This window comes from Pseudomonas sp. JL3, from assembly GCF_031570575.1.
In the GTDB taxonomy this organism is placed as follows: domain Bacteria; phylum Pseudomonadota; class Gammaproteobacteria; order Pseudomonadales; family Pseudomonadaceae; genus Aquipseudomonas; species Aquipseudomonas cucumis.
The window spans coordinates 117,608-142,790 of record NZ_JAKWJK010000015.1 but is presented as its reverse complement, the minus strand read 5'-3'; the positions used below and the strand labels follow the sequence as shown (position 1 = coordinate 142,790).

The 25,183-nt window shown below is 60.4% G+C and carries 20 protein-coding genes; 7 read left to right on the top strand and 13 right to left on the bottom strand.

From position 1 onward, the window contains the following. Positions 1-15 precede the first annotated feature (15 nt). The 6 genes from MMG91_RS22570 to MMG91_RS22545 all read right to left on the bottom strand — a co-directional run bounded on the left by MMG91_RS22570 (position 16) and on the right by MMG91_RS22545 (position 9,677). Positions 16-1,794 (bottom strand): acyl-CoA dehydrogenase C-terminal domain-containing protein, encoded by a 1,779-nt coding sequence (locus MMG91_RS22570; RefSeq protein ID WP_310660764.1) that lies wholly within the window; start codon positions 1,792-1,794, stop codon positions 16-18. 7 nt (positions 1,795-1,801) lie between these two features. Continuing rightward, positions 1,802-4,318 carry an MMPL family transporter gene (locus MMG91_RS22565; protein ID WP_310660763.1) on the bottom strand — a complete coding sequence of 839 codons (2,517 nt, stop codon included), beginning with the start codon at positions 4,316-4,318 and terminating at the stop codon, positions 1,802-1,804. Positions 4,319-4,349: 31 nt separating this feature from the next. Next, positions 4,350-5,423: a YCF48-related protein gene (locus tag MMG91_RS22560; RefSeq protein WP_310660762.1), complete on the bottom strand. Its 1,074-nt coding sequence runs from the start codon at positions 5,421-5,423 to the stop codon at positions 4,350-4,352. Between the two features lie 147 nt (positions 5,424-5,570). Beyond that, positions 5,571-6,929 (bottom strand): DUF1329 domain-containing protein, encoded by a 1,359-nt coding sequence (locus MMG91_RS22555; protein ID WP_310660761.1) that lies wholly within the window; start codon positions 6,927-6,929, stop codon positions 5,571-5,573. Between the two features lie 41 nt (positions 6,930-6,970). Beyond that, positions 6,971-8,983 (bottom strand): DUF1302 domain-containing protein, encoded by a 2,013-nt coding sequence (locus MMG91_RS22550; protein ID WP_310660760.1) that lies wholly within the window; start codon positions 8,981-8,983, stop codon positions 6,971-6,973. 127 nt (positions 8,984-9,110) lie between these two features. Then, positions 9,111-9,677: an alpha/beta hydrolase gene (locus MMG91_RS22545; protein WP_310660759.1), complete on the bottom strand. Its 567-nt coding sequence runs from the start codon at positions 9,675-9,677 to the stop codon at positions 9,111-9,113. Positions 9,678-10,032: 355 nt separating this feature from the next. Here MMG91_RS22545 and MMG91_RS22540 point away from each other — a divergent pair, with 355 nt between their 5' ends. Then, positions 10,033-11,085 carry an AraC family transcriptional regulator gene (locus tag MMG91_RS22540; protein ID WP_310660758.1) on the top strand — a complete coding sequence of 351 codons (1,053 nt, stop codon included), beginning with the start codon at positions 10,033-10,035 and terminating at the stop codon, positions 11,083-11,085. A 140-nt stretch (positions 11,086-11,225) separates the two neighbouring features. On the opposite strand, the gene MMG91_RS22535 is transcribed toward MMG91_RS22540, so the two are convergent. The 7 genes from MMG91_RS22535 to MMG91_RS22505 form a co-directional block, all read right to left on the bottom strand. Then, positions 11,226-12,236, bottom strand: coding sequence for a putative sulfate exporter family transporter (locus tag MMG91_RS22535; protein WP_310660757.1), 1,011 nt, complete (start codon positions 12,234-12,236; stop codon positions 11,226-11,228). Further along, entirely contained in the window at positions 12,233-12,559 is a 327-nt protein-coding gene (locus tag MMG91_RS22530; protein WP_310660756.1) for a Rieske 2Fe-2S domain-containing protein, read from the bottom strand. The genes MMG91_RS22535 and MMG91_RS22530 overlap by 4 nt, the downstream gene beginning before the upstream one ends. Next, complete coding sequence (locus tag MMG91_RS22525; RefSeq protein ID WP_305502005.1) at positions 12,556-13,221, bottom strand: DsbA family oxidoreductase; 666 nt, start codon at positions 13,219-13,221, stop codon at positions 12,556-12,558. Before MMG91_RS22525 ends, MMG91_RS22530 begins: the two co-directional genes overlap by 4 nt. Next, the gene (locus MMG91_RS22520) at positions 13,218-14,549 is read right to left on the bottom strand and encodes an MFS transporter (protein WP_310660755.1); all 1,332 of its coding nucleotides are present in this window, start codon (positions 14,547-14,549) and stop codon (positions 13,218-13,220) included. Before MMG91_RS22520 ends, MMG91_RS22525 begins: the two co-directional genes overlap by 4 nt. A 92-nt stretch (positions 14,550-14,641) precedes the next feature. Continuing rightward, positions 14,642-15,694: a 3-keto-5-aminohexanoate cleavage protein gene (locus MMG91_RS22515; protein ID WP_310660754.1), complete on the bottom strand. Its 1,053-nt coding sequence runs from the start codon at positions 15,692-15,694 to the stop codon at positions 14,642-14,644. An 87-nt stretch (positions 15,695-15,781) separates the two neighbouring features. Beyond that, entirely contained in the window at positions 15,782-16,630 is an 849-nt protein-coding gene (locus MMG91_RS22510) for a TauD/TfdA family dioxygenase (RefSeq protein ID WP_310660753.1), read from the bottom strand. Positions 16,631-16,644: 14 nt separating this feature from the next. After that, positions 16,645-17,625, bottom strand: a complete 981-nt coding sequence (locus tag MMG91_RS22505; RefSeq protein WP_310660752.1) for a quinone oxidoreductase — start codon at positions 17,623-17,625, stop codon at positions 16,645-16,647. Between the two features lie 238 nt (positions 17,626-17,863). Between MMG91_RS22505 and MMG91_RS22500 the strand changes: the two genes are divergently transcribed. The 6 genes from MMG91_RS22500 (at position 17,864) to MMG91_RS22475 (ending at position 25,179) form a co-directional block, all read left to right on the top strand. Then, complete coding sequence (locus tag MMG91_RS22500) at positions 17,864-19,369, top strand: PLP-dependent aminotransferase family protein (RefSeq protein ID WP_310660751.1); 1,506 nt, start codon at positions 17,864-17,866, stop codon at positions 19,367-19,369. Between the two features lie 112 nt (positions 19,370-19,481). Continuing rightward, positions 19,482-20,552, top strand: a complete 1,071-nt coding sequence (locus tag MMG91_RS22495) for a TIM barrel protein (protein ID WP_310660750.1) — start codon at positions 19,482-19,484, stop codon at positions 20,550-20,552. Positions 20,553-20,599: 47 nt separating this feature from the next. Further along, positions 20,600-21,865 (top strand): nitrate/nitrite transporter, encoded by a 1,266-nt coding sequence (locus MMG91_RS22490; protein WP_305502011.1) that lies wholly within the window; start codon positions 20,600-20,602, stop codon positions 21,863-21,865. Positions 21,866-22,421: 556 nt separating this feature from the next. Continuing rightward, positions 22,422-22,592 (top strand): hypothetical protein, encoded by a 171-nt coding sequence (locus MMG91_RS22485; protein WP_310660749.1) that lies wholly within the window; start codon positions 22,422-22,424, stop codon positions 22,590-22,592. A gap of 593 nt (positions 22,593-23,185) precedes the next feature. After that, positions 23,186-24,232, top strand: coding sequence for an aromatic ring-hydroxylating dioxygenase subunit alpha (locus tag MMG91_RS22480; RefSeq protein WP_310660748.1), 1,047 nt, complete (start codon positions 23,186-23,188; stop codon positions 24,230-24,232). Then, the gene (locus tag MMG91_RS22475; RefSeq protein ID WP_310660747.1) at positions 24,229-25,179 is read left to right on the top strand and encodes a PDR/VanB family oxidoreductase; all 951 of its coding nucleotides are present in this window, start codon (positions 24,229-24,231) and stop codon (positions 25,177-25,179) included. Before MMG91_RS22480 ends, MMG91_RS22475 begins: the two co-directional genes overlap by 4 nt. Positions 25,180-25,183 lie beyond the last annotated feature (4 nt).

The following is a 25,183-nucleotide window of genomic DNA, read 5'->3' as shown; positions in this document are numbered from 1 at the left end:
CCTATTTACGTGGGCTCAGAATTGCGCCGCGTCCAGTTGATAGAGGCATTCGCTGCCAGCCTTGGCCGACGCGCTCAGCGAGTGGATGCGCGGCAGCAGGCGGGCGAAATAGAAGCGCGCGGTGGCCAGTTTGCTGGCATAGAAATCGTCTTTTGAATGCGTGCTCATGGCAGCCTTGGCCATTCGCGCCCACATGTAGGCGTACGCGGTGTAGCCGAACACGTGCAGGTACTCGACCGAAGCCGCGCCGATTTCATTCGGGTTGCTCTGGGCTCGGTCCAGCAGCCATGCGGTCAGTTCGTCGAGGGTGTCGACAGCGGCGTTCAACGGTTTGGTGAACTCACCAAGGTCAGCGCAGGCATTGGCGGTAAATTTGCGGATTTCCGAAGCAAACAGCCGGTACAGCGCCCCGCCGCTGCCGACGATTTTGCGCCCGGCCAGGTCCAGTGACTGAATGCCGTTGGTGCCTTCGTAGATCTGAGTGATGCGCACATCGCGAACCAGTTGCTCCTGGCCCCATTCGCGGATGTAACCGTGGCCGCCGAAGATCTGCTGGCCGTGCACCGTGGTTTCCAGCCCCATGTCGGTGAGAAACGCCTTGGCCACCGGGGTCAGCAGCGACACCAGTTCCTGGGCGCGGGTGCGGGTCGCCGCGTCATCGCTGTACTTGGCGGCATCCAGTTGCAGGGCCACGTAGCTGGAGAACGCACGCCCGCCCTCGTTCAAGGCTTTCATGGTCAACAGCATGCGTCGTACATCCGGGTGCACGATGATCGGATCGGCGGCCTTGTCCTTGTGCTGCGCGCCCGTCGGCGAACGACTTTGCAGACGGTCACGGGCGTATTCGACTGCGTTCTGGTACGAGCGCTCACCCAATGCCAGGCCCTGGATGCCCACGCCCAGACGTTCGTAATTCATCATGGTGAACATCGCCGCCAGGCCCTTGTTCGGCGCATCGACGATCCAGCCAGTCGCTCCGTCAAAGTTCATCACACAGGTGGCGGATGCCTTGATGCCCATCTTGTGCTCGATGGAACCGCAGGACAGCGAGTTGCGCTCGCCCAGCGAACCATCGTCATTGACCAGCACCTTGGGCACCAGAAACAGCGAGATGCCCTTGGGGCCGGCCGGTGCATCCGGTAAACGCGCCAGTACCAGATGAATGATGTTTTCGGTCAGGTCGTGCTCGCCGCCGGTGATGAAAATCTTGCTGCCGCTGATCTTGAAACTGCCGTCGACCTGAGGTTCGGCTCGGGTGCGAATCAGGCCCAGGTCAGTGCCGGCATGCGCCTCGGTCAGACACATTGAACCGGTCCAGGTGCCGGCATACATGTTCGGCAGATAGCGTTCCTTGAGTTCCTGACTGGCGTGAGCATTGATCGACAGGCACGCACCGGCAGTCAGCATCGGGTACAGGCCGAACGACAGACTTGCCGAGTTGACCATCTCCTCGACCTGAGCCGAAATGGCCTTGGGCATCCCCATGCCACCGAACTGCGGATCGCCACCCACCCCCACCCAACCGCCTGCGGCGAACGCGTGGTAAGCCGCAACAAAACCTTCGGGAGCGATGACGATGCCATTGCTCCAAGTGCAGCCCTGTTCGTCACTGCTGCGGTTCAACGGTGCGATAACTTCGCCACTGATCTTGCCGGCCTCTTCAAGAATTGCGGCGGCCGTTTCTTCATCGATCACCTCGGCCAGGCCAGGCAATTGGGCCCATAGCCGGGACACCTGGAAGACTTCGTTGAGTACGAAGCGCATATCGCGCAAAGGAGCTTTGTAATCAGACATGGTTGGCTTACTCGGAAGTGGTCAGGGCATGGGGCATGTCCTGACGTTGGGATGTACCGGTTTCAGCGGTTTGCGCCACGTGGGTTTGCACAACGGGGTGACGCAGCAGGAAGTACGACAGGGCTGGAATCAGGATCAGCGCGCCGAGCATGTTCCACAGGAACATGAAGGTCAGCAGGATGCCCATGTCGGCCTGGAACTTGATCGGCGACCACACCCAGCACACCACGCCCGCCGCCAGGGTGATGCCCACCAGACCCACCACCCGGCCGGTAAACGACACGGCGTTGCGGTATGCCTGACTCAGCGGCAGGCCCTGGCGCTGGTAATGCAACTGCACGCTGAGCAGGTACAACGCGTAGTCCACGCCGATGCCCACGCCCAACGCGATCACCGGCAGGGTCGCGACCTTCACGCCAATGCCCATGGCCACCATCAACGCCTCGCAAAGGATCGAAGTCAGCACCAGCGGCAACAGGGCGACCAGGGTCGCGCGCCAGCTGCGGAAGGTGATCAGACAGAACAGCGTCACCGCCGCATAGACGTAAAGCAGCATGGTGCGATTGGCTTCGCGCACCACAATATTGGTCGCCGCCTCAATCCCGGCCGACCCGGCCGCCAGCAGGAACTGGCGATCATCGCTGTTGTTCTCCCGGGCGAATTTTTCGGCGATGCCCACCACGGCATCCAGGGTCTCGGCCTTGTGATCCTTGAGAAAGGTAATCACCGGCATCAGCGAACAATCGGTGTTGAACAACTCCGGGGAGTTGACCGAGGCTTGCTGCGCCGCGTAGTTCAGCACGTCCTGATTGCGCTGGATGCTGTTGAGCTTGGGGTTGCCCTCGTAGGACCCGGCGGTGATTTGGCGCACCGCGTTGACCAACGAAGCCGTCGCCTGCACCCCCGAATACTGCTGCAGTTCCCAGGCCAGACGGTCGGCGAGAACCAGCGTCTTGTAGTTCAAGCAGCCTTCCGGCGCGGTCTTGATCATCACCGCGAACAGGTCGCTGGACAGCGCGTAGTGGCTGGTGATGTAGGCGTTGTCACGGTTATAGCGAGAGTCTGCACGCAACTCTGGTGCGCCACTTTCCAGGTCGCCGATCTTCAGCTGCAAGCTGACCATGAAGCCGCCGATGCCCATCAGCAGCGCGACCAATACCGCCCCCGTGGCCCATTTGGCCGTGGTGAAGCGGTCAAGCAAGTCCCACAGTTTGCCGAAGCCTTTGTGCCCTTCTGCGCGCGTATCGATTTTCAGCGCACGCTCGGCCGCCTTGGTGCCGACGCCGACATAAGACAGCGCCACCGGCATCAGCAACAGCGAGGTAAAGATCAGCACCGCCACACCGATACTGGCGGTGATCGCCAGGTCGCGGATCACCGGAATGTCGATCAGCATCAGCACCGCGAACCCGACGGCGTCGGCCAGCAGCGCGGTGACGCCGGCAATGAACAGGCGGCGGAAGGTGTAGCGTGCGGCGATCAGTCTGTGGGTGCCACGGGCGATGTCTTGCATGATGCCATTCATTTTCTGCGCCGCGTGGGACACACCGATGGCGAAGATCAGGAAAGGCACGAGCACCGAGTACGGGTCGATGGCATAACCGAGCCAGGCGACGATGCCCAGTTGCCAGACCACTGCGATCAGCGAGCAGCCGACCACCAGCAAGGTGCTGCGCAGGCAACGGGTGTAGGCGTAAATGATGATCAGCGAGGTGACGACGGCCAGGCCGAAGAACATCATCACCTGAATCAGCCCGTCGATCAGGTCGCCCATCAGTTTGGCGAAACCGATCACCCGGACTTTGTACTGGCCCTTGCCCTCCTCCCCGGCCTTGCGCGCAGCGCTGTCACCTGCAAATTCGATCTTGTCGCGCAACTGCTCCTCGAGCATCTGCGAAAAGACGTGGTAGTCGATGCGCTGACCGCTGGCCGTCGCCTTGTCCAGCAGCGGCACGATCAGCATGCTCGATTTGTAGTCGCTGGCCACCAGACTGCCGACGATACCGGCGCGGGAAATGTTCTGGCGCAGCTGTTCTATTTGCTCGGGTTTGCCCTCGTAGGTATCGGGCATCACCGGGCCACCCTGGAAACCTTCCTCGGTGACTTCGGTCCAGCGCACCGCCGGGCTCCACAACGACTTCATCCAGGCGCGGTCGACGCCCTCGGTGACGAACAACTGATCATTGACCTGTTTGAGCACGTCCAGGTAAGCGGGGTCAAAAATATCGCCCCGAGTGTTCTCCACCACCACCCGTACCGAGTTACCCAAACCGCGCAGCGACTGACGGTTTTCCAGGAAATTCTGGATGTACGGCTGGCTCTGGGGAATCATCTTTTCAAAGCTGGGACGCAGCTCCAGCCGAGTTGCGGCCATGTAGCCCAATACCACGGTGGCCAGCGCCATCAGCAGCATGAACAGCGGGCGATAGTTGAACACCAACCGCTCCAGCCGATTGCCGGAATGGTGGTCGAAATCCCGCAGATCGCGGATCACCGGCATGGTTTCTTGTTTGGTATGGCCCATGTCTGGGTTCTCGCTCTAAGGGTTCGAGGGCTTATTCAACGGACAGCGTCCGTGCACCACGGCTGCCAACCACCACCAGCGCACCGTCGGCGGACTGAGTGGCGCTGGTCACCGGTGTCGGTGCCCGTTGCTGAACCAGATGCAATTGCGCACCGAAGCCCTGGCTGACCAGCATCTGCCCGCCCTGGGTGAACAAGCGGTAGTTGCCACGGCCATCGACGAGGCCGGCGGTGATGCTGACGTGCAGGCCATTCTTCAGCGGGGTCCAGCTGAGACCGCCATCGGTGCTGCGCAGCACATTGCCGCGCAAGCCGTAGACGAGCGCTTCGCCGGGCTTGCCGAGCACACCGAAAAAACTGCCCTGATAGGGTGTCTGCACGGCGGCGAACCGCTGTTGGGTGTCATCCCATTTCAGCAACAAGCCTTGCTCGCCGGCGATGTACAGCGCATCGCCAGTGGAGGCGATGGCGTTGAGGTGAAAGCCCTGCGGGTTGTCGGTGCGATCCTGAAACGGTGTCCAGCTCTGGCCGCCGTCTTCGGTGCGCAGGATCAAGTTGAACACCCCGACCACATAGCCGAGGCGGTCGTTTTCGAACCAGACATCAAGCAAGGGTTTGTCGGCGCCCTGCGCCATCAGGCGCTCACCTTCGGCGACCAGCAGTGGCCATTGTTCGTTGCCAGGTTCTGCACGGGCCAACGCTTGGTAATGCTTGACCAGCAAGGCCCCGATCTCGCGGCCGTCCAGTTGTTTACGCCAGGTCGCACCCGCGTCACTGCTGTGCAACACCACACCGTCGCCGCCCACCGCCCAGCCCTGGGTGGCGGAAGGAAAACTCACGGCGTTGAGGTCGGCACTGACCGGCACCGCTGCCTGCTGCCAGTGTTTGCCGGCATCATCGGAATACAGAATGTGGCCACGCTGCCCGACTGCGACCAAGCGCTCGCCGGCGCGGGCCATGCCGGATAACGGGCTGTTGACGGCCAGGGCGCTGACCCTGGCCGGCAGATCCAGCACGTCGACATAACCGGACGCCTGGCTCAGGCCCTGCAACATTGCAAGCAGAGCGCCGAGCGCCAGCCGCAGATAATTTTTGTACGAACACATACCGCGTCCTCTTCGGATAACCGCGCCGGGACACACGTCCGTGTGCCTGACGTTCCAACCTGGGCGTGCGAAACGATCGGCACGCGCCGACCGTCGTGCGGTCCCCTGCCTGGCAGTGGACCGCACGGACGCTTTGTCACGGTTTGCTTAGCGAATCCCGCTACCGGCCAGGGACTCAGGCGACCACTGCGCCTTGGAGAGCGGATCGATGTACTTGATGCCGCCGTAGGGGCCCACCACACCATTGATGTTGTAGGAACCACCCACCAGGTCGTAGATCATGAAGGGCGTGGAGTCCGGGATCTGCTTGTCATAGCTTTGGCTGAGGAACGCGAAGGAGCCACGGTACAGCTGGCCACGGGCGTCGTACTGGTCAGAGGCCAGAGCGGTCCAGCTGTCTTCGTCGAGGTAGAAGCGACGCTTCTGGTAGATGTGCCGAGCGCCGGCCTTGAGGTTGCCCTCCACCACCCAGACCCGGTGTTTTTCCCAACGCACGTAATCCGGTGCCAGGTGATTGGCCATCGTCAGCGCCTTGGGGTCTTGGGCGTAGGTCAGCTTGTAAGTGTTGTAGGGCACGATCATTTCCTGCTTGCCCACCAGCTTCCAGTCGTAGCGGTCCAGCGCACCGTTGAACACGAAAACATCGTCGTAGGTGCCCGCACCGGCGGTGCCAGGGTTAGGCGTGTCGTAAGCCAGGTTCGGCGCCAGCTTGACCCGACGCTGCCCAGGCAAGTATTGCCAGGCCCGGCGCGGTTGCTGCAGCGGGTTGGCGGCGTCCTTGAGCATCACCGCTTCACCGGCCCGGCGCGCAGGGCCGGTATAGGACAGCTTCATCTGGTAGTACACGTCGGCGCTGCTGATCGGCTGCGCCAGGTTCTCGTAGATCGGATAGGAAATGAACGCCTGCCCGGTGGTCGCCAGGGTTGGCACGCCAGCGGAGTCGACGTTCCAGGAGTCGTACTTGGAGTTGATGTTGACCCCCTGATAACGCAACAGGAAGTTCCACATCGCCTCGTTGCCCGACTGCGGAATCGGGAACGGCACGCCCGGCAGCACGTTATCGATGGCCAAACCACCTTCGAGGGACTTGGCGCCGCTGGCATTCTTCACGCCATTGTCGAGGATGGCTTTGGGCAGCGAAACGGTGCGGTGGGTCGGGTAGACATTGACGTGGAAGCTCGGAAAACGCTTGGCCAGTTCCGCCGTGGTTGCACTGAGCAAGCCCTTGTACTGATCGACGTTTTTGCCGTCGATCACCAGTAACGGTTTTTCGTTCGCGAAGGGATCCGGACGCATGCTGTCACCGGATTTGAAACCGGCCGGCGGTGTGGTCAGGCCACCGTCATAGGCGGGGATGGAACCATCAGCGTTCCCGGCCTTTTCGGCGCCCACCAGGGTCAGGCTGCCGCCCAACTTGGCAGCGTCCTGGGTTGAAACAGCGGCCTGTGCCTGGGCGGCAAGGACCATGGCCAGCGAAGCGGCCAACACGGTTTTTGCGAATTTCATCTTGTTATTCTCCTGCTTGCATTGAGCAAATCAGTGGTGAATCAAAAAGTGGTTTTCATCGTCAGGTAAACGGCGCCACGGTCCTCAGTCGTGGCCCCACCACCGGAGAAGGCCGAGTAGCCGCCGCCGTAACACGCATAGTTTTCATTGCCGCTAAAGGCATTGGGTGTGGAGCCGTCGCCGCTGCCGGCATTGGCTGCGCCGGTGCTCAAACCGCTGGCGTCGCACTTGTCGGTCTTGCCGAAGGAGTCCACGTACTTCAGGTCGACGAAGTATTTGTTGTACACAACGGCACCCACGCCCACGGCATAGTTGCCGGTGTCTTTGGCACCGCCACCGGACACTGGTGATACGCCGTCAAGGCCGACGTTGATGGACATTGGTGCGTTGAGGTCGACGCCGGGAAACACCTGGTACCAGGTCGGCGTAAAGTTGACCGCGATACCCCAGTTGTCCCGGGTCGGCTGGTCGATGCCGCGATAGGTGTCCTTGCCCTTGTAGAGCGCTTCGTTCTTGCTATCGAGCTTGAGCAGGTTGCTGTAGTACAACTCGGCGAGCAGGCTGGCCGAATCGAACACCGGTGTTTTCGGGAAGGTCATCAGGCCGTTGAGCGTCCAGTGCAAGGTGTCACCGGTGGCACTCATGCTGTCGCCCTTTTGCGGGGTGTCATAGATCACACCGGTGGCCGCCGTGCGGGCCGGCAACAGCCCAAGACCGGCGCCCAAACCCCGCGGCCCTGTCGAGCTGACGACAGCGGGAATACTGGCCAGCGGCATGTTGTGACGGATGTTCAAGTCCGAACCCACGCTGACACCGCCCACATCCTTGGACAGGCTCAGGCCGAAGATCTGAATGTCGTCGGCGTAGGCCAGTTGATAGGTGCTGGTGCTCAACGAATTGAGAGTGTTGACCACAGCCGGCACCATGCCTGCAGGCGGGGTGCCGTTGGGATTGGCCGACGTCAGCCCGGTGGCGTTCAACCAGGCTTGCGGCAGGATTTCCGAGGTATTGCGGTAGTAAACGCCGAGAGTGCCATCCAGCCAGGCTGGCGACCACTTGGCCATCACGCCCCAGTCTCCGCGCTTGTCCGGCGTCAGGTCGTGACCGCGACGCACATTGGTCAACCCGTTGCAGGGCGCCAGACCACAACCCAGCGGGCTGCCCGGCACCACGCCATTGGTGTTGCCCAGCAGGAACGACTGCGCACCGAAGCCGACCAGATCGGAACCGCCATAGTAAGTACCGGCTTCAGGCAGGCGGGCGGCATCCCAATCCAGGAAATACTGAGCGCCCACGGTCAACTCGGGATTGACCGTGAACGACATCGACAACTGGTTACGCGGAACGAACAGCTCCTTGGCTTCAGTTCCCGGCGAGGCGGCCAGTTTGGCCAGGTCCAGGCCGGACTGGCCGTAGCTGATCGAGTGCACCGGGTTGAGGATGGTTTCACCCCAGAACACGTTGTGCTGGCCGGCCTTGACGCTCAATAGCGACTCCTCGCCCACTTCGGTGCTGTAGAACACGAAGGCATCGAGGATTTCGCCGGATGGACCGGTGTAGTAACGCTGGGCGTAGTTGCTCAGGTGGGGGCTGCCATTGCCGACATTGTCGCCGGTGACCCCGGCCAGGCGCGGATCGTTGGCGACCAGACCCGACCTTGCATCATTGCCGTTGACGAACGGGTTGGAATTGGAACCGGTGTTCTCGTAAGCCTTGTCGTACCAACTGGCGGCACTGACACGAAAACCCATGTGGTTCTGGTAGACCACATCCATTTCGGTCAACAGGTCAACACGGTTGGTGATGTTGGTTCCGGCCTTGCGGAAGTTGTAGTCGCCGTCGTTGTTGTTCGGCGTTGCCAGCATGCGTTTGTCAGCGCTTTCGGTGCGTACGCCGTAGTTGTACTTCACGGTGTTATCCAGACGTACGGTCCAGTCCGGGTTACATGTGTCGAGCTCGACCGCCTGCGCGACCGGCACGGCGGTGGCCAGGATGGCCGAGGCCAACAAGGTGTAACGCGAGGGTGCGAACCCGTGACTCTTATTGTTGTGCATTGCGTTGTCTCCGCCTTTTGTATTTGTTTTAAGCGCAGCCGCCCTCGCGCAACCCCTTGTTCCAGGGGTTTACGTTTTTCAGGTGTGGGGGCAAATGCCGGATGGCTGGGGCCAACCGGCGCCTGAATTAGCGATCCAGCTCCAGGATGAGTGCTTCGGCTTGCGGCCAGTGGCCAAAGCCTGCAGCTGGATTGAGATGACCCACCTCGCCCAGGTTGAGCAGTTCGCTGCCCCAGCCTTCGGCCAGGCGAGTGACAGCGTCCAGGCTGGCGAGGTGGTCGTTGGTACTGGCGACCACCAGACTGCGGAACGGCAGTGGCTCTTTTGGTAGAGGATTCCAACCCTGGGTACGCAGGGTTTCAGCGGATGGGTAGCCTTGCGGCCAATCAGCATCGAGATCCGGAGGCGTGGCCAGCAGCGCGCCCTTGATCGGCCGACGGTGCTGCGCCGCCCAGTGCGCGACCATCAGCACTCCGGCGCTGTGAGCAACCAGAATCACCGGCCCGTCGATCTGCTCCAGCGCGTGCTGAATCGCTTCGACCCGCTTGGCGCAATCGAGCTTGTCGGTTTCCAGCGGCGGCACACTGCGCACCTTGCACAGCCTTGCCTCAAGCAGCGTTTGCCAATGCTCGGCAACGTGCTCGCGCAGGCCTGGTACGATCAGAACGGTTGCGGCAGTTAGCAGTTTGTCCACTTCAACACCTTCGCTTTCTCGATGACTCGACTGGCTCTATCGCCAGGGGCTTTTTGTAGGACTGACATTAAAGAGCGCCCACCCGAGGCGCTTTTCATTGGACGTCAGGCACTTTTCTTTTCATGACAAATTTCCAGGTATTGGCACGCAGCAACCATTGGTCGAAAAACACTGCAGCTTCTCTGCGGGTCACTGTAATCAATGGGTGAGCGTCGATAGCTCGACGACAACGAAGGTGCTTCTGGACAGAATCGGGCGAACGCCCTCGACAACGTCACAACTGTTCAATTGCTGATGTGCTGGATATAGTCGCCACGCTCATTTGAATCGCAACCGGCCCAGGAAAGACCTTCGCATGCCCAAGCTTGTTCGCGCCGCCGTCTTGACCAACTACCTGGAAGTCACCCAGTACCTGGGATTCAACCCGCGTGATGTGCTGGCCGGTGTCGGCCTGAGCAAAGCCCTTCTGCAAGCACCCGAACACCGCATTCCCATTGATGCCGCCGTACGCCTGCTGGAAGATTCGGCCGCCGCCAGTGGCTGCCAGAGCTTCGGCCTGAGCATGGCCGAGTCGCGTCAGCTCTCGGACTTCGGTGTGGTCAGCCTGCTGCTCAGCCACCAGCGAACGCTGCGTGATGCGTTGCAAGTGTTGGTGCATTACCGTCATCTGATGAACGACTCGCTGGCCCTCTTCATCGAAGAGGCTGGCAAGATGGTGATCATTCGCGAGGAGGTGGTTACTGAATCGCCGATGCCCTGCCGACAAGCCAATGAACTGGCCATCGGGGTGATGTTCCGCCTGTGCGCCGCCCTGCTCGGCACCCACTGGCACCCTTACAGCGTCAACTTCACGCACCAGCCTCCCGACAACCTGCAACTGCATCGCCGCCTGTTCGGCTGCACGCTGGAATTCGGCAGTGAGTTCAATGGCATTGTCTGTTCCGATGCCAGCCTCGACATGACCAACCCCAATGCCGACCCGGCCATGGCGCGCTACGCCCAGAGTTACCTCGACTCGCTGCTGAATCATGAGGGCCCATCGATGCTGTTCGAGGTGCGCAAAGCCATCTACCTGCTGCTGCCGATGGGGCGCGCCACCATCGAGCAGATCGCCCAGACCCAAGGCATGAACGTTCGAACCCTGCAACGTCGCCTGAAAGACGACGGCTGCGCCTTCAACGACCTGATCAACGACGTGCGTCGCGACTTGGTGTTGCGCTACCTGGAAAACCCGAGTTATTCGTTGGGGCGCATTGCCGACATGCTCGGCTACTCCATGGCGAGTTCCTTCACACGCTGGTTCATCACCCAGTTCGGCATGCCGCCCGCCGCATGGCGCAGCGCGCAAAAGCACACGGCCAAGGCACCGCCGGACCTGACCACCCTGCCCGGCTCCAGCGAACCCTGAACCGGACGCAACAGACGCAGGGCATGCAAAAAAAAAAGCGGCGACTGCTGGTACAGTCGCCGCAAAAGAACCGGTGTCTGTGACACTGGCGAGGAGTCCTGTGGCGAGGGAGCAAGCTCCCTCGCCACAGGTTTGTATGCCTACATTCCCCAGCGCAGCAACAGCAACACCAGCACGACAAGGAACACCGTCTCCCCCACCATCAGCAGGATCGGCTTGATGCCCACCGCCGCCAACTCCTTGAGCTGGGTCTTCATGCCCAGGGCACTGATGGAAACCACCAGGCACCAGCGCGACAATTCATTGACCGAACCCTGCACCACCGGGGCTATCCAACCGGTGCTGTTGATACAGGCCAGCATCAGAAACCCGACAGCGAACCATGGCAGCAGCGGCGGTCGTTTGCCGGTCGGGTCAGCTCCCTGCATCCGGGTGATCATGGCCGCGGTGACGATCACCGGCAGCAGCATGGCAACCCGCATCAGCTTGATCACCGTGGCCGTATCGCCGGTCTCGGTCGACATGCTGTAACCGGCGCCGACGACCTGGGCCACATCGTGGATGGTGGCGCCGAGGAACACCCCCGCCACTTGCGGCGACAACGACAGCCAATTGGCAATCATCGGGTACACAATCATCGCCAGAGTCGACAGCGCCGACACCCCGATCACCGTGAATAACGTCGCGCGTTCTTTCTGCGGATGGTTCGGCAACGCCGCCGCCAGCGCCAGCGCGGCGGATGCTCCACAGATCGCGGTGGCTCCGCCGGTGAGCATGCCGAACAAGCGCTGGAATCCCATGGCCTTGGCCGCGATCACCGAGACACCGATCGTCACCACCACCAGAATCACCACCAGGGCCACAGGCTTCCAGCCCAGCGCGGCAATCTGTTCGAGGGTGATGCGCATGCCCAGCAAGGCCACGCCAATGCGTAACACCGTGCGGGCCGTGAATTCGATGCCGGCCTTGCAGGCGCCGTCACCGGCCAGGAAGTTCAGCGCCATGCCCAACAACAAGGCAAACAGCATCACCGGCGCGCCGTAATGCTCGGACAAAAAGGACGCGGCCGCCGCCACGATCAGGCTGACGACAAAACCCGGCGCCAGTTCGCGCGTTCGGCTATGGATACGGGTAAGCGCGATAGCGCTCATGGCACGGACTCCTCGGGAACGATAACGATGAATGCCTGGCCGTCGATGATCTCGACCGGGTAGTTGGCGACTTTGAGCTGGGTTGAATTGAGCAAGTAACCGCTGCGCAGATCGAAGCGCAGGCCATGGGCGCAGCACTGAATCACCCGCCCCTCAAGGCGCCCGCCACACAGCGAGGCGCCTTGGTGCGGGCAACTGTCGTCAATGGCGAACAGGTCACCTTCAACGTTGAATAACGCCAGGCTTCTGCCATCGAATTCGAACAGCGCACGACCACCCGCCTGCGGGAGTTTTCCGGCAGGCACAGGGACACGAAGACTCATGCCGGTTGCCGCCCGCGATGACTTTCAAGCAAGGCTTCGCACATGGCGGCAAGTAGCGCCTCGGCAGGTTGTGCGCCCACCACCGTCAGGCGATGGTCGAACTGAAAACTGGGCACGCCACTGGCGGCTCCCGCCTCGTTGCCGACGTAAGGATCGCCGTCGCCTTGCAGGAAGGAGACCATGGCATCAGGGTCGAAACCACACGACTGGGCGATGGCGAGCAAGGTCTCCTGGCAGCCCAGATCTTCACCCAACTGAAAATAGGCCGCGAACAAACGCTCAAGCAAAACATCGCATTGGGCGCTATTGCCCAGTACGCTCGCACGCTCCAGCAAGCGATGGGCGTCGGCGGTATTGGGCATGCGGGCAATGCGGCTCAAATCGATGGGCACACCCACCGCCATCGCAGCCTGCTGCACCTGGGCCTGGCGCATCGCTACGGCTTCAGGACTGCCCAGACGCTTGAGGTAAAAATCGGCGAAAACCCCACCCAGTGCCGGCAGCTGCGGCAGCAATTGCACCCCGTGCCACACCGTCGTGATTTCCACGTCGGGCTGCTGTAATCGCAGCAGGTCTTGCGCGCGCTCCAGTTGACGCTTGCCAATCAGGCACCACGGGCAGATGAAATCGAAAAACACATCAATACGTAAACGACCACTCACAACTTCACCTCTAACGCCGCTTTGCCAATCGAATCGAGGACTTGCTCGCCTCGAAGCCGGGCGATGTCCTTGTGGTAATGACACCTGGCATAAAAAAACACGGCCGCAGCCGCGATGCTGACCAGTGGCACCCACTGAAAAGCAGCCTGCAAGCCGATGAGGTCGGACACCCTGCCGGTGATGAACGGCCCAGGCGCCAGCCCCAGCATGTTGTTGGCCAAAGTCAGCGTGGCGAACGCCGTGCCATGGACCGAGTAATGGGTCAGGTTGGCAACCATGGCTCCGCACGGGCCGGTCGTGCCGGCGGCAATCAACATGCCCAGGCAGATCAGCGCCAATTGCACAGGCCCAGCCGGCAGCGCGAATGCCGCCGACAACAGCAGGCAACTGCCCAGGCAATAAGCGATGGCCAAAGCGACTTTGCGCTCCGGCGAATGGCGACACAGTCGATCACTGAGCATGCCGCACAGGATCATCCCCGCTCCGCTGCACAGCACGATGATCGCCGCGACTCCACCCGCCTTGTCGGTGGCCATGTCGTAGTAACGATTGAGGTAACTGGGCATCCACACAATGACGGTGCCGCCGACGAACAATTGCAAGCCACTGCCAATGTAGGCAGCGATCACCGAGCGGCTGGAAAACAGCGTACGCAACGGACGCTTGACCGCGGCAGCTGCCTTGTTCGCCGCCTGAGCGGCACGTTGCGGCGCAATACGTGCTTCCTTGACGATGATCGGGTAAAGCACCGCCAGCAGCAGGCCGAACAGCGCCATGCCGGCAAACGACCAGCGCCAGCCAAGCTTGGCGGCGATTGCACCGCCCAGCGCCATACCTAATACCGAACCGAACATGCCGCCCGCCATGAAGGCACTGGCCAGGGTTGCACGCATGTGTTTGGGAAACACCGAAATCACCACCGCGATGCCGACGCTGCCGTACGCTGCTTCGCCGACGCCGACCATGAATCGTGCAATGAACATCTGCTGATAGTCCTGCGCCAATGCGCAGCCCAGCGTCGCCAGACTCCACAGCAAAGCCATCAGCGCCAGGCTCTTGACCCGGCCGAAGCGATCCGCCAGCAATGACAGGGGAATGGTCAGCAGCCCCACCATCAGGGCGACAATGCCACTGAGCAGGCCGAGCTGACCGTCGCTCAGGGCCCATTCGCCCTTGAGCATCGGGAACACCGCGTTCAATACCTGACGCGACATGTAATCGGAAATCAACAAGCCGAACGTCAGTGCAAAGACGATCCAGGCGTACGTGCGCGCAACGCCGACGCCACTGCAGTCATCATCGTCTGCAGCGATTGGGTGAAAGGCCATGCAGCCTCCTCAAAGCTTTGTTTTATTGTTGTTATCAAGCGTGTTGCAGTGCAGCGAGCGGGAGGCCATTGACCGCCCGCTTCGCCTGCCGATCAGCCGCGTTGCGGCACACCTTTCTGCCCGGCCTTGCGGTTGGGGGCCATGCCATTGGCCAACAGGGTTTCTTCGATGCTTTGGTACTGCACGCCGATGCGATAGATCTCGCGGGCTTCTTTGCCCGTGGCGATTTCGCGACCCAGTTCATGGGCGATGCGTACGGTTTGCTTGATCTGCGCAACTGAGCCGAAACGATCGCCCTTGTGATCAATGATAGTGTCTTCATTGCCCACACGCGGGTGCATACCCATGGCCATCGACATGGTGTTGAACGGCATGACGTTCTTGAGCAGCGACTCGGAGGTCAAGGTGCAACCGTCTGGCGCGCGGTGGATGAAGTTGAAGAAGTTAAACGGATTGGGGCCATCGAAACCGCCGCCGATACCGATCCAGGTCAGGTTCAACGGCCCCTTGTAGACGCCCTTGCGCACCAGACGCTCAAGGGTTTCCATGGCATGCATGCCCGTCAGCTGGAAGTGCGGCTGAATGCCGTTGTCCATCAGACGCTTGAGGTGCTCGGCGACCCAGGCCGGGCCGGCCGGTACGGTCATTTCGCTATAGGCAGCCTGATACAGGGGATTGGCCAGGGACGTGCCTTCCAGGTATTCCGGATACAGCAGTTCCATGATGTTCATCTGGGTGGTGTTGATGGCCACCGTGACCTGATCCGGTTTTGGCGTCAGCTCGGCCAGCATGTGGCGGGTATCGTCCGACAGCCACTTGGCGGCTTCACCATCGCTTTCCGGGGCGAAGGAAATCGAACCACCGACCTGGATGATCATGTCCGGCACGGCTTCACGCACGCCGGCGATCAATTCGTTGAACTTGGACAGGCGCTTGGAACCCTTGCCGTCCAATTCACGCACGTGCAGGTGCAATACCGTTGCACCCGCCTCATAACAATCAACCGCCTTCTGCACCTGCTCGTCCATGGTCAGAGGGATGTCTTCGGGGAAGTCTTCCGGCATCCACTCGGGGCCATACGGGGCCACGGTGATCACTACCTTTTCCATGTTTTCCGGGTGCAGGGAATCGTCGAAGAATTGCATGAGTTACTCCTGTTCTTATGATTGTTGCGCCCACCCGGGATCGTGCCGGGCAGGCGTGTCTACGAGAGCGAATGCAGCGGCGGTCGATCAGTACGTCTTGTCGCCGATGATGCCGGCGCGCTCCATCTTGCGATGGCACGGCGGGTAATCCATGACGGCGTAGTGCTGGGTACTGCGGTTGTCCCAGATGGCGATGCTGTTGGGTTTCCAGCGCCAGCGCACCTGATACTCGGGGATGTAGGCCTGGCTGATCAGGTAGCGCAGCAGCTCGCTTGCGCCCGGGTTGGCGTCCTGGCCGAAGCGCACCCGCTCGGGGGTGTGGTAGTTGCTCAAGTGCGTGGTGAAGGCGTTGACGAACAGCACCTTCTCCAAGGTTTCCGGGTGGGTACGCACCACCGGGTGCTCGGCATCCGGGTACATCGCCTTGAGCGCCAGACGCTTTTCGATCGGCATGGCGGCACCGAAACTCGCTTCGATGCTGTGGCGCGCGCGCAGGTCGGCGATCTTCACCTTCACGTCTTCCGGCAAGCGCGCATAGGCCTCGACCATGTTGGCCCACATGGTGTCGCCGCCCACTGGTGGGCACTCCACGCAGCGCAGCACGCAACCCATCGGCGGCGCCTCACGCCAGGTCGCGTCGGTGTGCCAGGCGTTTTCGTAGCGGTCCATCGGCTGGTCCGGCCGCTTGTAGATGCGCACCAGCCCTGGATGATCCGGATCACTGCCGGCCACCGGATGGTCCTCCAGCTCGCCGAAGCGCCGGGCGAAGGCCACATGCTCGTCGCGTGTGATGTCTTGATCACGCAGGAACACCACCCGATGCTTGAGCAACTGAGCACGAATCTCGGCAAAAAGACCGTCGTCATGCACCGCGTCGGCGAGGTTGACGCCCATCAGCTCGGCGCCAATGTTGCAGGTCAATTGTTCGACTTTCATGGCAGACGACTCCCTTAAATGACGAAAATCGATGAGCCCGTGGTCTTGCGTGATTCGAGGTCGCGATGGGCCTGGACGGCATCCTGCAAAGCATAGTGCTGGTTGATCTCGATCTTGATCCGACCGCTGCCGACATGGTCGAACAACTCGCCCGCCAACGCGGCTTTTTCCGCCGGGTCGCCGATGTAGTCGGCCAGGGCCGGACGGGTCATGAACAGCGAGCCTTTCATCGCCAGCAGTACCGGATCAAAGGCCGGGATCGGACCGGATGCCGTGCCCACGCACACCATCAGGCCGCGACGCTTGAGTGAATCCAGGGAGCCCATGAAGGTGTTCTTGCCGACACTGTCGAACACCACGTTGACCCCCACGCCGTCCGTCAGTTCGCGAACGCGCTGGGCGACGTCTTCATGGCTGTAATTGATGACATGCTCGCAGCCATGGGCCCGGGCAATATCACCCTTGGCCTCGGTGGACACGGTGCCAATGACGTTCAGACCGAGCAGCTTGGCCCACTGCGAAACAATCAGGCCTACACCACCGGCAGCGGCATGCAGCAGAATGCTGTCGCCGGGCTTGAAGTTGTAAATACGCCGCATCAGGTACGACGAGGTCAGGCCGCGCATGGTCATGGCTGCGGCGGTCTCGAAACTGATGGTTTCCGGCAGTTTGATCAGGGGCGCGGCCGGGATCAGACGCTCGGTGCTGTAGGCACCCAAGGTATTGAGAAAACCGGTGTAGGTGACGCGATCACCGACGTGTACGTTGGTCACCCCTTCGCCGATGGCCTGGACCACACCGGAGGCTTCAACCCCCATGCCGTTGGGCATCGGAATCGGGTAAGTGCCATTGCGAAAGTAAGTGTCGGCATAATTCAGGCCCACCGCCACATGACGAAGACGAACCTGGCCTGGACCGGGATCGCCGACTTCGACCTCTTCATAACGAAGGACTTCGGGACCACCGGTTTCGTAGAAGCGTACGGCTTTGGCCATTTTTTCTTATTCTCCAGTCTCAAGTTGGGCGTGCTGCGGCGAATTGCGCTGATTGGACTGTAGGACGCCGCCTGGCGGGTCGCTTCTCATCAGACGACAATGGCTTTTCATTTCATGACAGAGTGCGCTGCATCAATGCCTGCGATGGATGACTTATCCAGTGCCTCTCGATACCCTGCGCAGCTCGGTGCCTGACGGTATTGCAGGTAGACCCTCACTTCCTCCAGACGAGCATGTAATGAAATCCCCTGCAGGTTTGCTGCTGTCGGCTATTGAGCTGGACCGTGCCAGCGCTATCCCCCTGTATCGCCAACTCTATTTGCAGATTCGCAAACAGATTCTCAGCGGAAAAATGCAAGGGGGCGCACGCCTGCCGTCGACGCGGACCCTGAGCAAAGAATTGGCGCTGTCGCGGATCACCATTCTCAATGCTTTTGATCAGCTGATTGCCGAGGGTTTCCTGGCCTCGCGCACCGGGGCGGGCACCTATGTCGGCAATGAGTGGGAGGGTCGAGGGATGGCCGACGAAGAGCAGCGTCAGCCACCGCGCCTGTCCGACCTGAGCCAGTCCATGTTGTCGTTGCGCAGCAGTCACTTTCGCGGGGTTTCCTATACCGATTGGGACCCCGCGACCCCCACCTCATTCCTGCCCAGCCACAGTACCTACGACGCGTTCCCGCTCGCGGTGTGGCGGCGCTTGATGAACCGCCACCAGCTCAAGCCGACCAAGGCCATGCTCGGCTATGGCGAACTGCAAGGGTTACAGGCCTTGCGCGCGGCGATTGCCGAGTACGTCTTTGATGCCCGTGGCATCGACTGCAGTGCCGAACAGGTCGTGATCGTGTCCGGCGCGCAACAAGCCTTTAACCTGCTGGGCATGCTGTTGCTCAATCCGCAGGACAGCGCATGGATGGAAGACCCGGGACACATCGCGGCGCGCATTGCGTTGCAGGCCCAGGGAGCTCAGGTGGTGCCGTTGCGGATCGATGAACAAGGGATTGATATTCAGCAAGGCCTGGCCGAGTGCCCTGACGCCCGCCTGGTGTTTACCACGCCTTCTCGCCAACACCCCTTGGGCGTGACCATGAGTTATGCGCGGCGCCAGGCACTCATCGACTGGGCTGCGCAGTATCAGAGCTGGATCATCGAAGACGATTGCGACAGTGAATTTCGCTACAGTGGCCGCCTCCTCCCCGCGCTCTACGCCATGGACCAGATGGCTCGTGTGATCTACGTCGGCACCTTCAGCAAAGTCCTCTTCCCTTCGCTAAGACTGGGTTACGTGATACTGCCGCAAGCTCTGGTCGAACCCTTCTGCACCCTGCGCGCGGTGATGGATCGCAGCCCGCCCACGCTGCTCCAGGCGACGACGGCCGACTTCATGCGCGAAGGCCACTTCCTCGGCCATATTCGCCGCATGCGTGCGCTGTACCAGGCTCGCCAGCAAGCACTGGTCGAGCAACTTCAGCAACAGCTGGGCGGATTCTTCAACATCACCCCGGTGGAAGCCGGCATGCATCTGATCGCCTGGCTGCCGCCCACGCTCGATGATGATGCCATCGCCAGGGAACTGACCCGGCACAACATCCACACCTATGCCCTGAGCGACTACTGCCTTGAGCATGTCCTGCCACCTGCCCTGCTCATCGGTTTCGCCGGTACGCCTGAGGGCCAGGCGCAGGAGCGCGTCGAAGCACTGGCCCGGGCCTTGAGCAAAATGGGGTACCTGCAGCCAGCCCCTTGAAGCAAGGCAAGTGGTCTTATGATTTAACTGGAAGTGGATCTATCGAGAGTTCCTGACTGGCGCGATAAAGACTGCGCCGGCAGACCCGGCGTCTGAACCAGGAACGACTCGAATGAACAATAAGATCCAAGAGCGATTCAATGCCTTGCTCAGCCACAAGGCGGCCGAGGCCGGAACACCTCCCCTGCTGACTGAAGCACTGGCCCGCCAACTGCTCGACCGCCTTGGGCAGATGCGCTTGTTTGCCCATGCCTATCCCTTGCTGACCAACCTCACCCATGGCCGTGTCACGCCTGCGGACCTGCTCGATTTCGCCTATCGCCACGAGCTGCAGGGTCTGAGCCTGCACTTGCTCGACGGCGAAGAAAACAGCCTGAGCCAAATGGCGCCCGCGCAGTTGCAAGCGTTTGCCGACAAGGCCACTGCGCTCGGACTGGCTGTGCATCTGGAAATCAGCAGCACGCTGAAAAACGATGTCGATCAGGTGATTGCCATCGCCAAGGCACTTGGGGTTCGCAACATACGCGTTTACTCACGCTACGAGGGAACACTGTCACAGGTCATGGACGTCATCGAATCCGACCTGCATTACCTCGCGCAGCAGGCCGACGAGCACGACCTGTACTTCGACTTCGAGCAGCATGAAGAGCTCAAGAGCGCCGAGATCGCGCAACTGCTGAACCGACTGAATCACCCTCGCCTGCACGCCTTGTTCGACTTCGGCAACATGATCAACGCCTGCGAACAGCCTCTGCAGGCGCTGCGTACCCTGGCGCCGCACATACGCCAGACCCATCTCAAAGGTGTGCGCATCGTCCCCGAGCAAAACGGATTCGGCCATTACGGCGTGCTGCAGGGCAGCGACGATGATGACCTGCCAAGCGCCCGAATGCTGTTCGAACTGTTGATGCTCGGCGACTCAACCGCGCAAGTGATCGCCTTCATCCTTGAGCAGGAAAATCACTACGTGGCCCCGGCCTTCCGCCAGACCTTTGAAGCTGCCGATCCGTTCATTGCGTACCGGGAAATGAGTGACACGCCACTCCCGGACGGCTACTCGCTCGAACGAATGCTCGCCGACGAACACCGCTGGGCGAACAACCAGGTCGCGTATGTGCGAGGCCTGCTGGCCGAGTTCCGAACCCTGGCCGAGTTGACCTTGGACAACCGCAAAAACGACTGAACCTGACGTAACAACCGGCACGGCTTATCCAAGCCTGGAGAACAATAATGACAACTCGTGACAAGGCCAAATGGCTCAGATTCCTGATTCTCATCCTCGGTGGTGGCACCATCTACAAGCTGGCGAACCTCAAGGACGCCTTCTATATCCCCATGCAAGAATTCATGGGCTTGAGCCACACTGAAATCGGCATGTTGCTGAGCGCCAACGCCATCATCGCCACCGCACTGTTTGTCGTCGGCGGTCTTCTGGCGGACCGCTACGACACGCGCAAACTGATCCCCATCGGCCTGATCGGTACCGGTGGCCTGGGGCTGTATCTGGCGACCTTTCCGCCTTTCAGTAATCTGCTGATCGTGTTCAGCCTGTTGGCCGTCTGCGCCGATTGCATCTTCTGGCCCTCGCTGCTCAAGGCCATCCGCAATCTGGGTGACGATCAGGAACAGGGTCGGTTATTTGGGCTGTTGGAAGGTGGGCGTGGCGTCATTGACACGCTTGTGGCTTTTTCGGCGCTGGGCGTCTTCGTGGCCATGGGCTCCGGCGAAGCCGGGCTGAAGTCGGCAATCCTCTTCTACTCGATCATCGACATTCTTGCCGGAACGCTGACCTGGTTCCTGCTCAAGGGCGGCAGCGCGCAGACGCTTGCCAAGCCGAAGAACGGTTTGTCGAACCTGCTCGAAGCCATCAAGGTGCCGGGTATCTGGCTCGTCAGCCTCAACGTGTTCATGGTCTACATCGTCTACTGTGGCCTGACCTATTTCATTCCCTACCTCAAGGAAATGTACGGGCTGCCCGTGGCATTGGTGGGCGCCTACGGCATCATCAATCAGTACTTCCTCAAGATCCTGGGCGGCCCTGCCGGTGGTTTCATTGCCGACAAGCAGTTCAAGAGCACCAGCCGCTATTTGAAGTGGGCATTCCTGGCCTTGCTGCCGCTGATGGGCGTCATCCTGCTGATCCCGAAAAGCCCGGGGTTTATCTATGCGGGCATGGCTGCCACGCTGTCCTTCGCGCTGATTGTGTTTTCCATGCGCGGCGTATTCTGGGCGCCCATGGGTGAAGTCGGCATCCCTCAACACATCACCGGTTCAGCCTTCGGTATCGGCTGCCTGATCGGCTACGCACCGGGCATGTTCGCTTACGTCATCTACGGCGCAATCCTCGACCATTTCCCGGGTCAGCAAGGCTACAACTACGTCTTCAGCTTGATGAGCGTGTTGGCCATGCTTGGCTTCATGGTGTCCAGCCTGCTGTACAAGACTGTTCGGAATAAATCCATGGCTCCCAGCGGGATCAGCGCAGCGAACGCCTGAGCATTGACCTGCAATCAGGAGCAGCACTGCGTAGTGTTTCCTTCTGGAAAAGTCACGCTCATGAAAAAGGCCAATGCGGTGAGCATTGGCCTTTTTCATTGAGCCGTCCGGACGGGTTCGCTATAGCGCACACGTCGGCAGCCGCTGTCATCAAATGTCAAACCACTGACGTTCAATGAAAAGCAGTCCACTTGTGCGTGACGATACTGGCTTTCTCAGCGACGTCGAACAGCGAAGCGAAACCCCACTTACACATGAGCTCGATGCCTCCCACTAACGGGGGGATATCCCAATGCCGCCTTTCGCGCAGTTGAATCCCGACGATCTGCACACCCTGACGACATTCATTCTGGATCAGTAAGCCTGCTCCCGGCTCGACTGGGCAGAGGCTGAAATCTGCGGCGCGATTACTTGCTCCACACTTGGCAACGAACTGTGGGCTAACAGCTGATCTAGAGCAATTCAAGCCTGGAAAGATGAACATGCCTTCATGCAAGCGCAGCCGCAGGTGTCTACCCTAAAGTTTCCGACATAGTGAATACAGGAGTAACCCACAATGTTCTCGCACGAAGGTGCTGGCCTGATTACCCTTTACATCGTCATGGCATCGATCGCTTTAATTGTGATCGCTCATGTTGTTCATACTCACTGGCAATACCGTCAAAAGGGTATGCGTGATCAATCTCGCAGTCGTTCATACGATAAGGGCAAGCGAATCTGCGACTGATACACCTACGTGTTGAATGTCTCTATCGAGGAGCCCGGTACCGCCCGGGCTTTTTTATTTCCTGTACGAATCCCCGGTAACGCGTCCGCCACCCTCCGCAGTAGCCTCCTGCAAGCCCAAGGACTGGGACTGGGTTAAAACTGAGCCCCCTAGTCAAATCACAAACCGCTGTCGCCAAAATTGACATCAACCCTGCACTGGCTAGTTCAAGCCGTGCGATTGCCTGCTCCTCCTTAGCGCCCGGATCAAATCAAATGACCATTTAGTCGATACGAATCACCCGCCAATGCTGTTCAGTCAAACCATGTTCGTTGAGCAATGGCCGGAAAACGGATCTGGTATTCACTGCGCGGCAAAGCCGCGAAGCAGTGGTCCTGGGTACCTTCGGCATTCTTGCGACGGCGATCGCCCACTCGGCGTGATCGCAACCAATACGGAGTTGAAATCCGTGATGATCCGCTATTGATCCTGAGGGTTACACAGCCCTCATTGGATCCACTAAATCATTAATAAACAGAACTAGTTTGACAAACCTCAATAAATAACAATTAATGGATCCACTAAATAACAACAAAGAACCTTGGAGAATCTCCATGTACCCCAAAAACACCTGGTACGTCGCCTGTACGCCCGATGAAATCGCCGACAAGCCGCTAGGCCGTCAGATCTGTGGTGAAAAGATGGTTTTTTACCGCGGGCATGAAGGCAAGGTGGCGGCTGTCGAGGACTTCTGCCCCCATCGCGGCGCACCGCTGTCTTTGGGTTATGTGGAAAACGGCAATCTGGTGTGCGGCTATCACGGCCTGGTGATGGGCTGCGACGGCAAGACCGTGGAAATGCCCGGGCAGCGGGTTCGCGGCTTTCCGTGCAACAAGGCATTCGCCGTGGTCGAGCGTTACGGATTTATCTGGGTCTGGCCCGGCGATCAGGCGTTGGCCGACCCGGCGCTGATACATCACCTGGAATGGGCGGTCAGCGATGAGTGGGCCTATGGCGGCGGTCTGTTCCACATCCAGTGCGACTATCGCCTGATGATCGACAACCTGATGGACCTGACTCACGAAACCTACGTTCACGCGTCCAGCATCGGCCAAAAGGAAATCGACGAAGCACCGCCGGTGACCACGGTCGACGGCGACGAGGTGGTCACCGCCCGCCACATGGAAAACATCATGGCTCCGCCCTTCTGGCGCATGGCTCTGCGCGGCAACAACCTGGCCGACGATGTGCCGGTGGATCGCTGGCAGATCTGCCGCTTCACCCCGCCCAGTCATGTGCTGATCGAAGTCGGTGTGGCCCATGCCGGCAAGGGCGGTTATCACGCCCCCCAACAGTTCAAGGCGTCGAGCATCGTCGTCGACTTCATCACACCGCAAACCGACACCTCGATCTGGTACTTCTGGGGCATGGCGCGCAACTTCAATCCGCAGGATGAAGCCTTGACCGCGAGCATTCGCGAGGGACAGGGCAAGATTTTCAGCGAGGACCTGGAGATGCTCGAACGCCAGCAACAAAACCTGCTCAGCCATCCCGCGCGCAACTTGCTCAAGCTCAATATCGACGCTGGCGGCGTGCAGTCGCGTCGCGTTCTGGAGCGCCTGATCGCCAAGGAGCAAGCCCCGCAGGAGTCAATGGCATGATCGAAGTGCTGGTGGTATCGCGCAACAACGAAGCCCAGGACATCTGCAGCTATGAGCTAGCCAGTGTCGATGACCGACCGCTACCGACCTTCAGCGCCGGTGCCCATATCGATGTGCACCTGCCCGGCGGCCTGATCCGGCAATATTCCCTGTGCAACCACCCCGAAGAACGCCATCGCTACCTGATTGGCGTGCTCAAGGATCCGGCCTCTCGCGGTGGTTCACTGGCCATGCACGAGCAGATCCACCCCGGTACGCGGCTGTCTATCAGTGAGCCGCGCAACCTGTTTCCGTTAGCCCATGAAGCCAGGCGCAGCCTGCTGTTTGCTGGCGGTATCGGGATCACGCCGATCCTGTGCATGGCCGAACGTCTGGCGCACAGTGGCGCGGATTTCGAGCTGCACTACTGCGCCCGTTCGCGGGAGCGAGCGGCCTTTGTCGAACGCCTGCAACACTCGCCTTTTGCCGACCGGGTGTTCCTGCACTTCGATCAGGAACCCGACACTGCGCTGGAAGCGGCCGAGGTCCTGGCCACGCCGCACAATGACGTTCATTTATATGTGTGTGGCCCCGGCGGTTTTATGCAGCATGTGCTGGACACGGCCAAGGCCAAAGGCTGGCAGGAGCAATGCCTGCATCGCGAGTACTTCGCCGCCAACCCCGTCGACACTGGCGCCGATGGCAGTTTCTCGATCAAGGTCGCCAGCAGCGGCCAGGTCTTCGAGGTGCCGGCCGACAAGAGCGTGGTGCAGGTGTTGCAAAACCAGGGCATCGAGATCGCCATTTCCTGCGAACAGGGCATCTGTGGCACCTGCCTGACGCGAGTTCTGGAGGGCGTGCCGGAACACCGTGACCTGTTCCTCACCGAGGATGAACAGGCCTGCAACGACCAGTTCACCCCTTGCTGCTCGCGCTCAAAAACGCCGCTGCTGGTGCTGGATATCTGAAAGA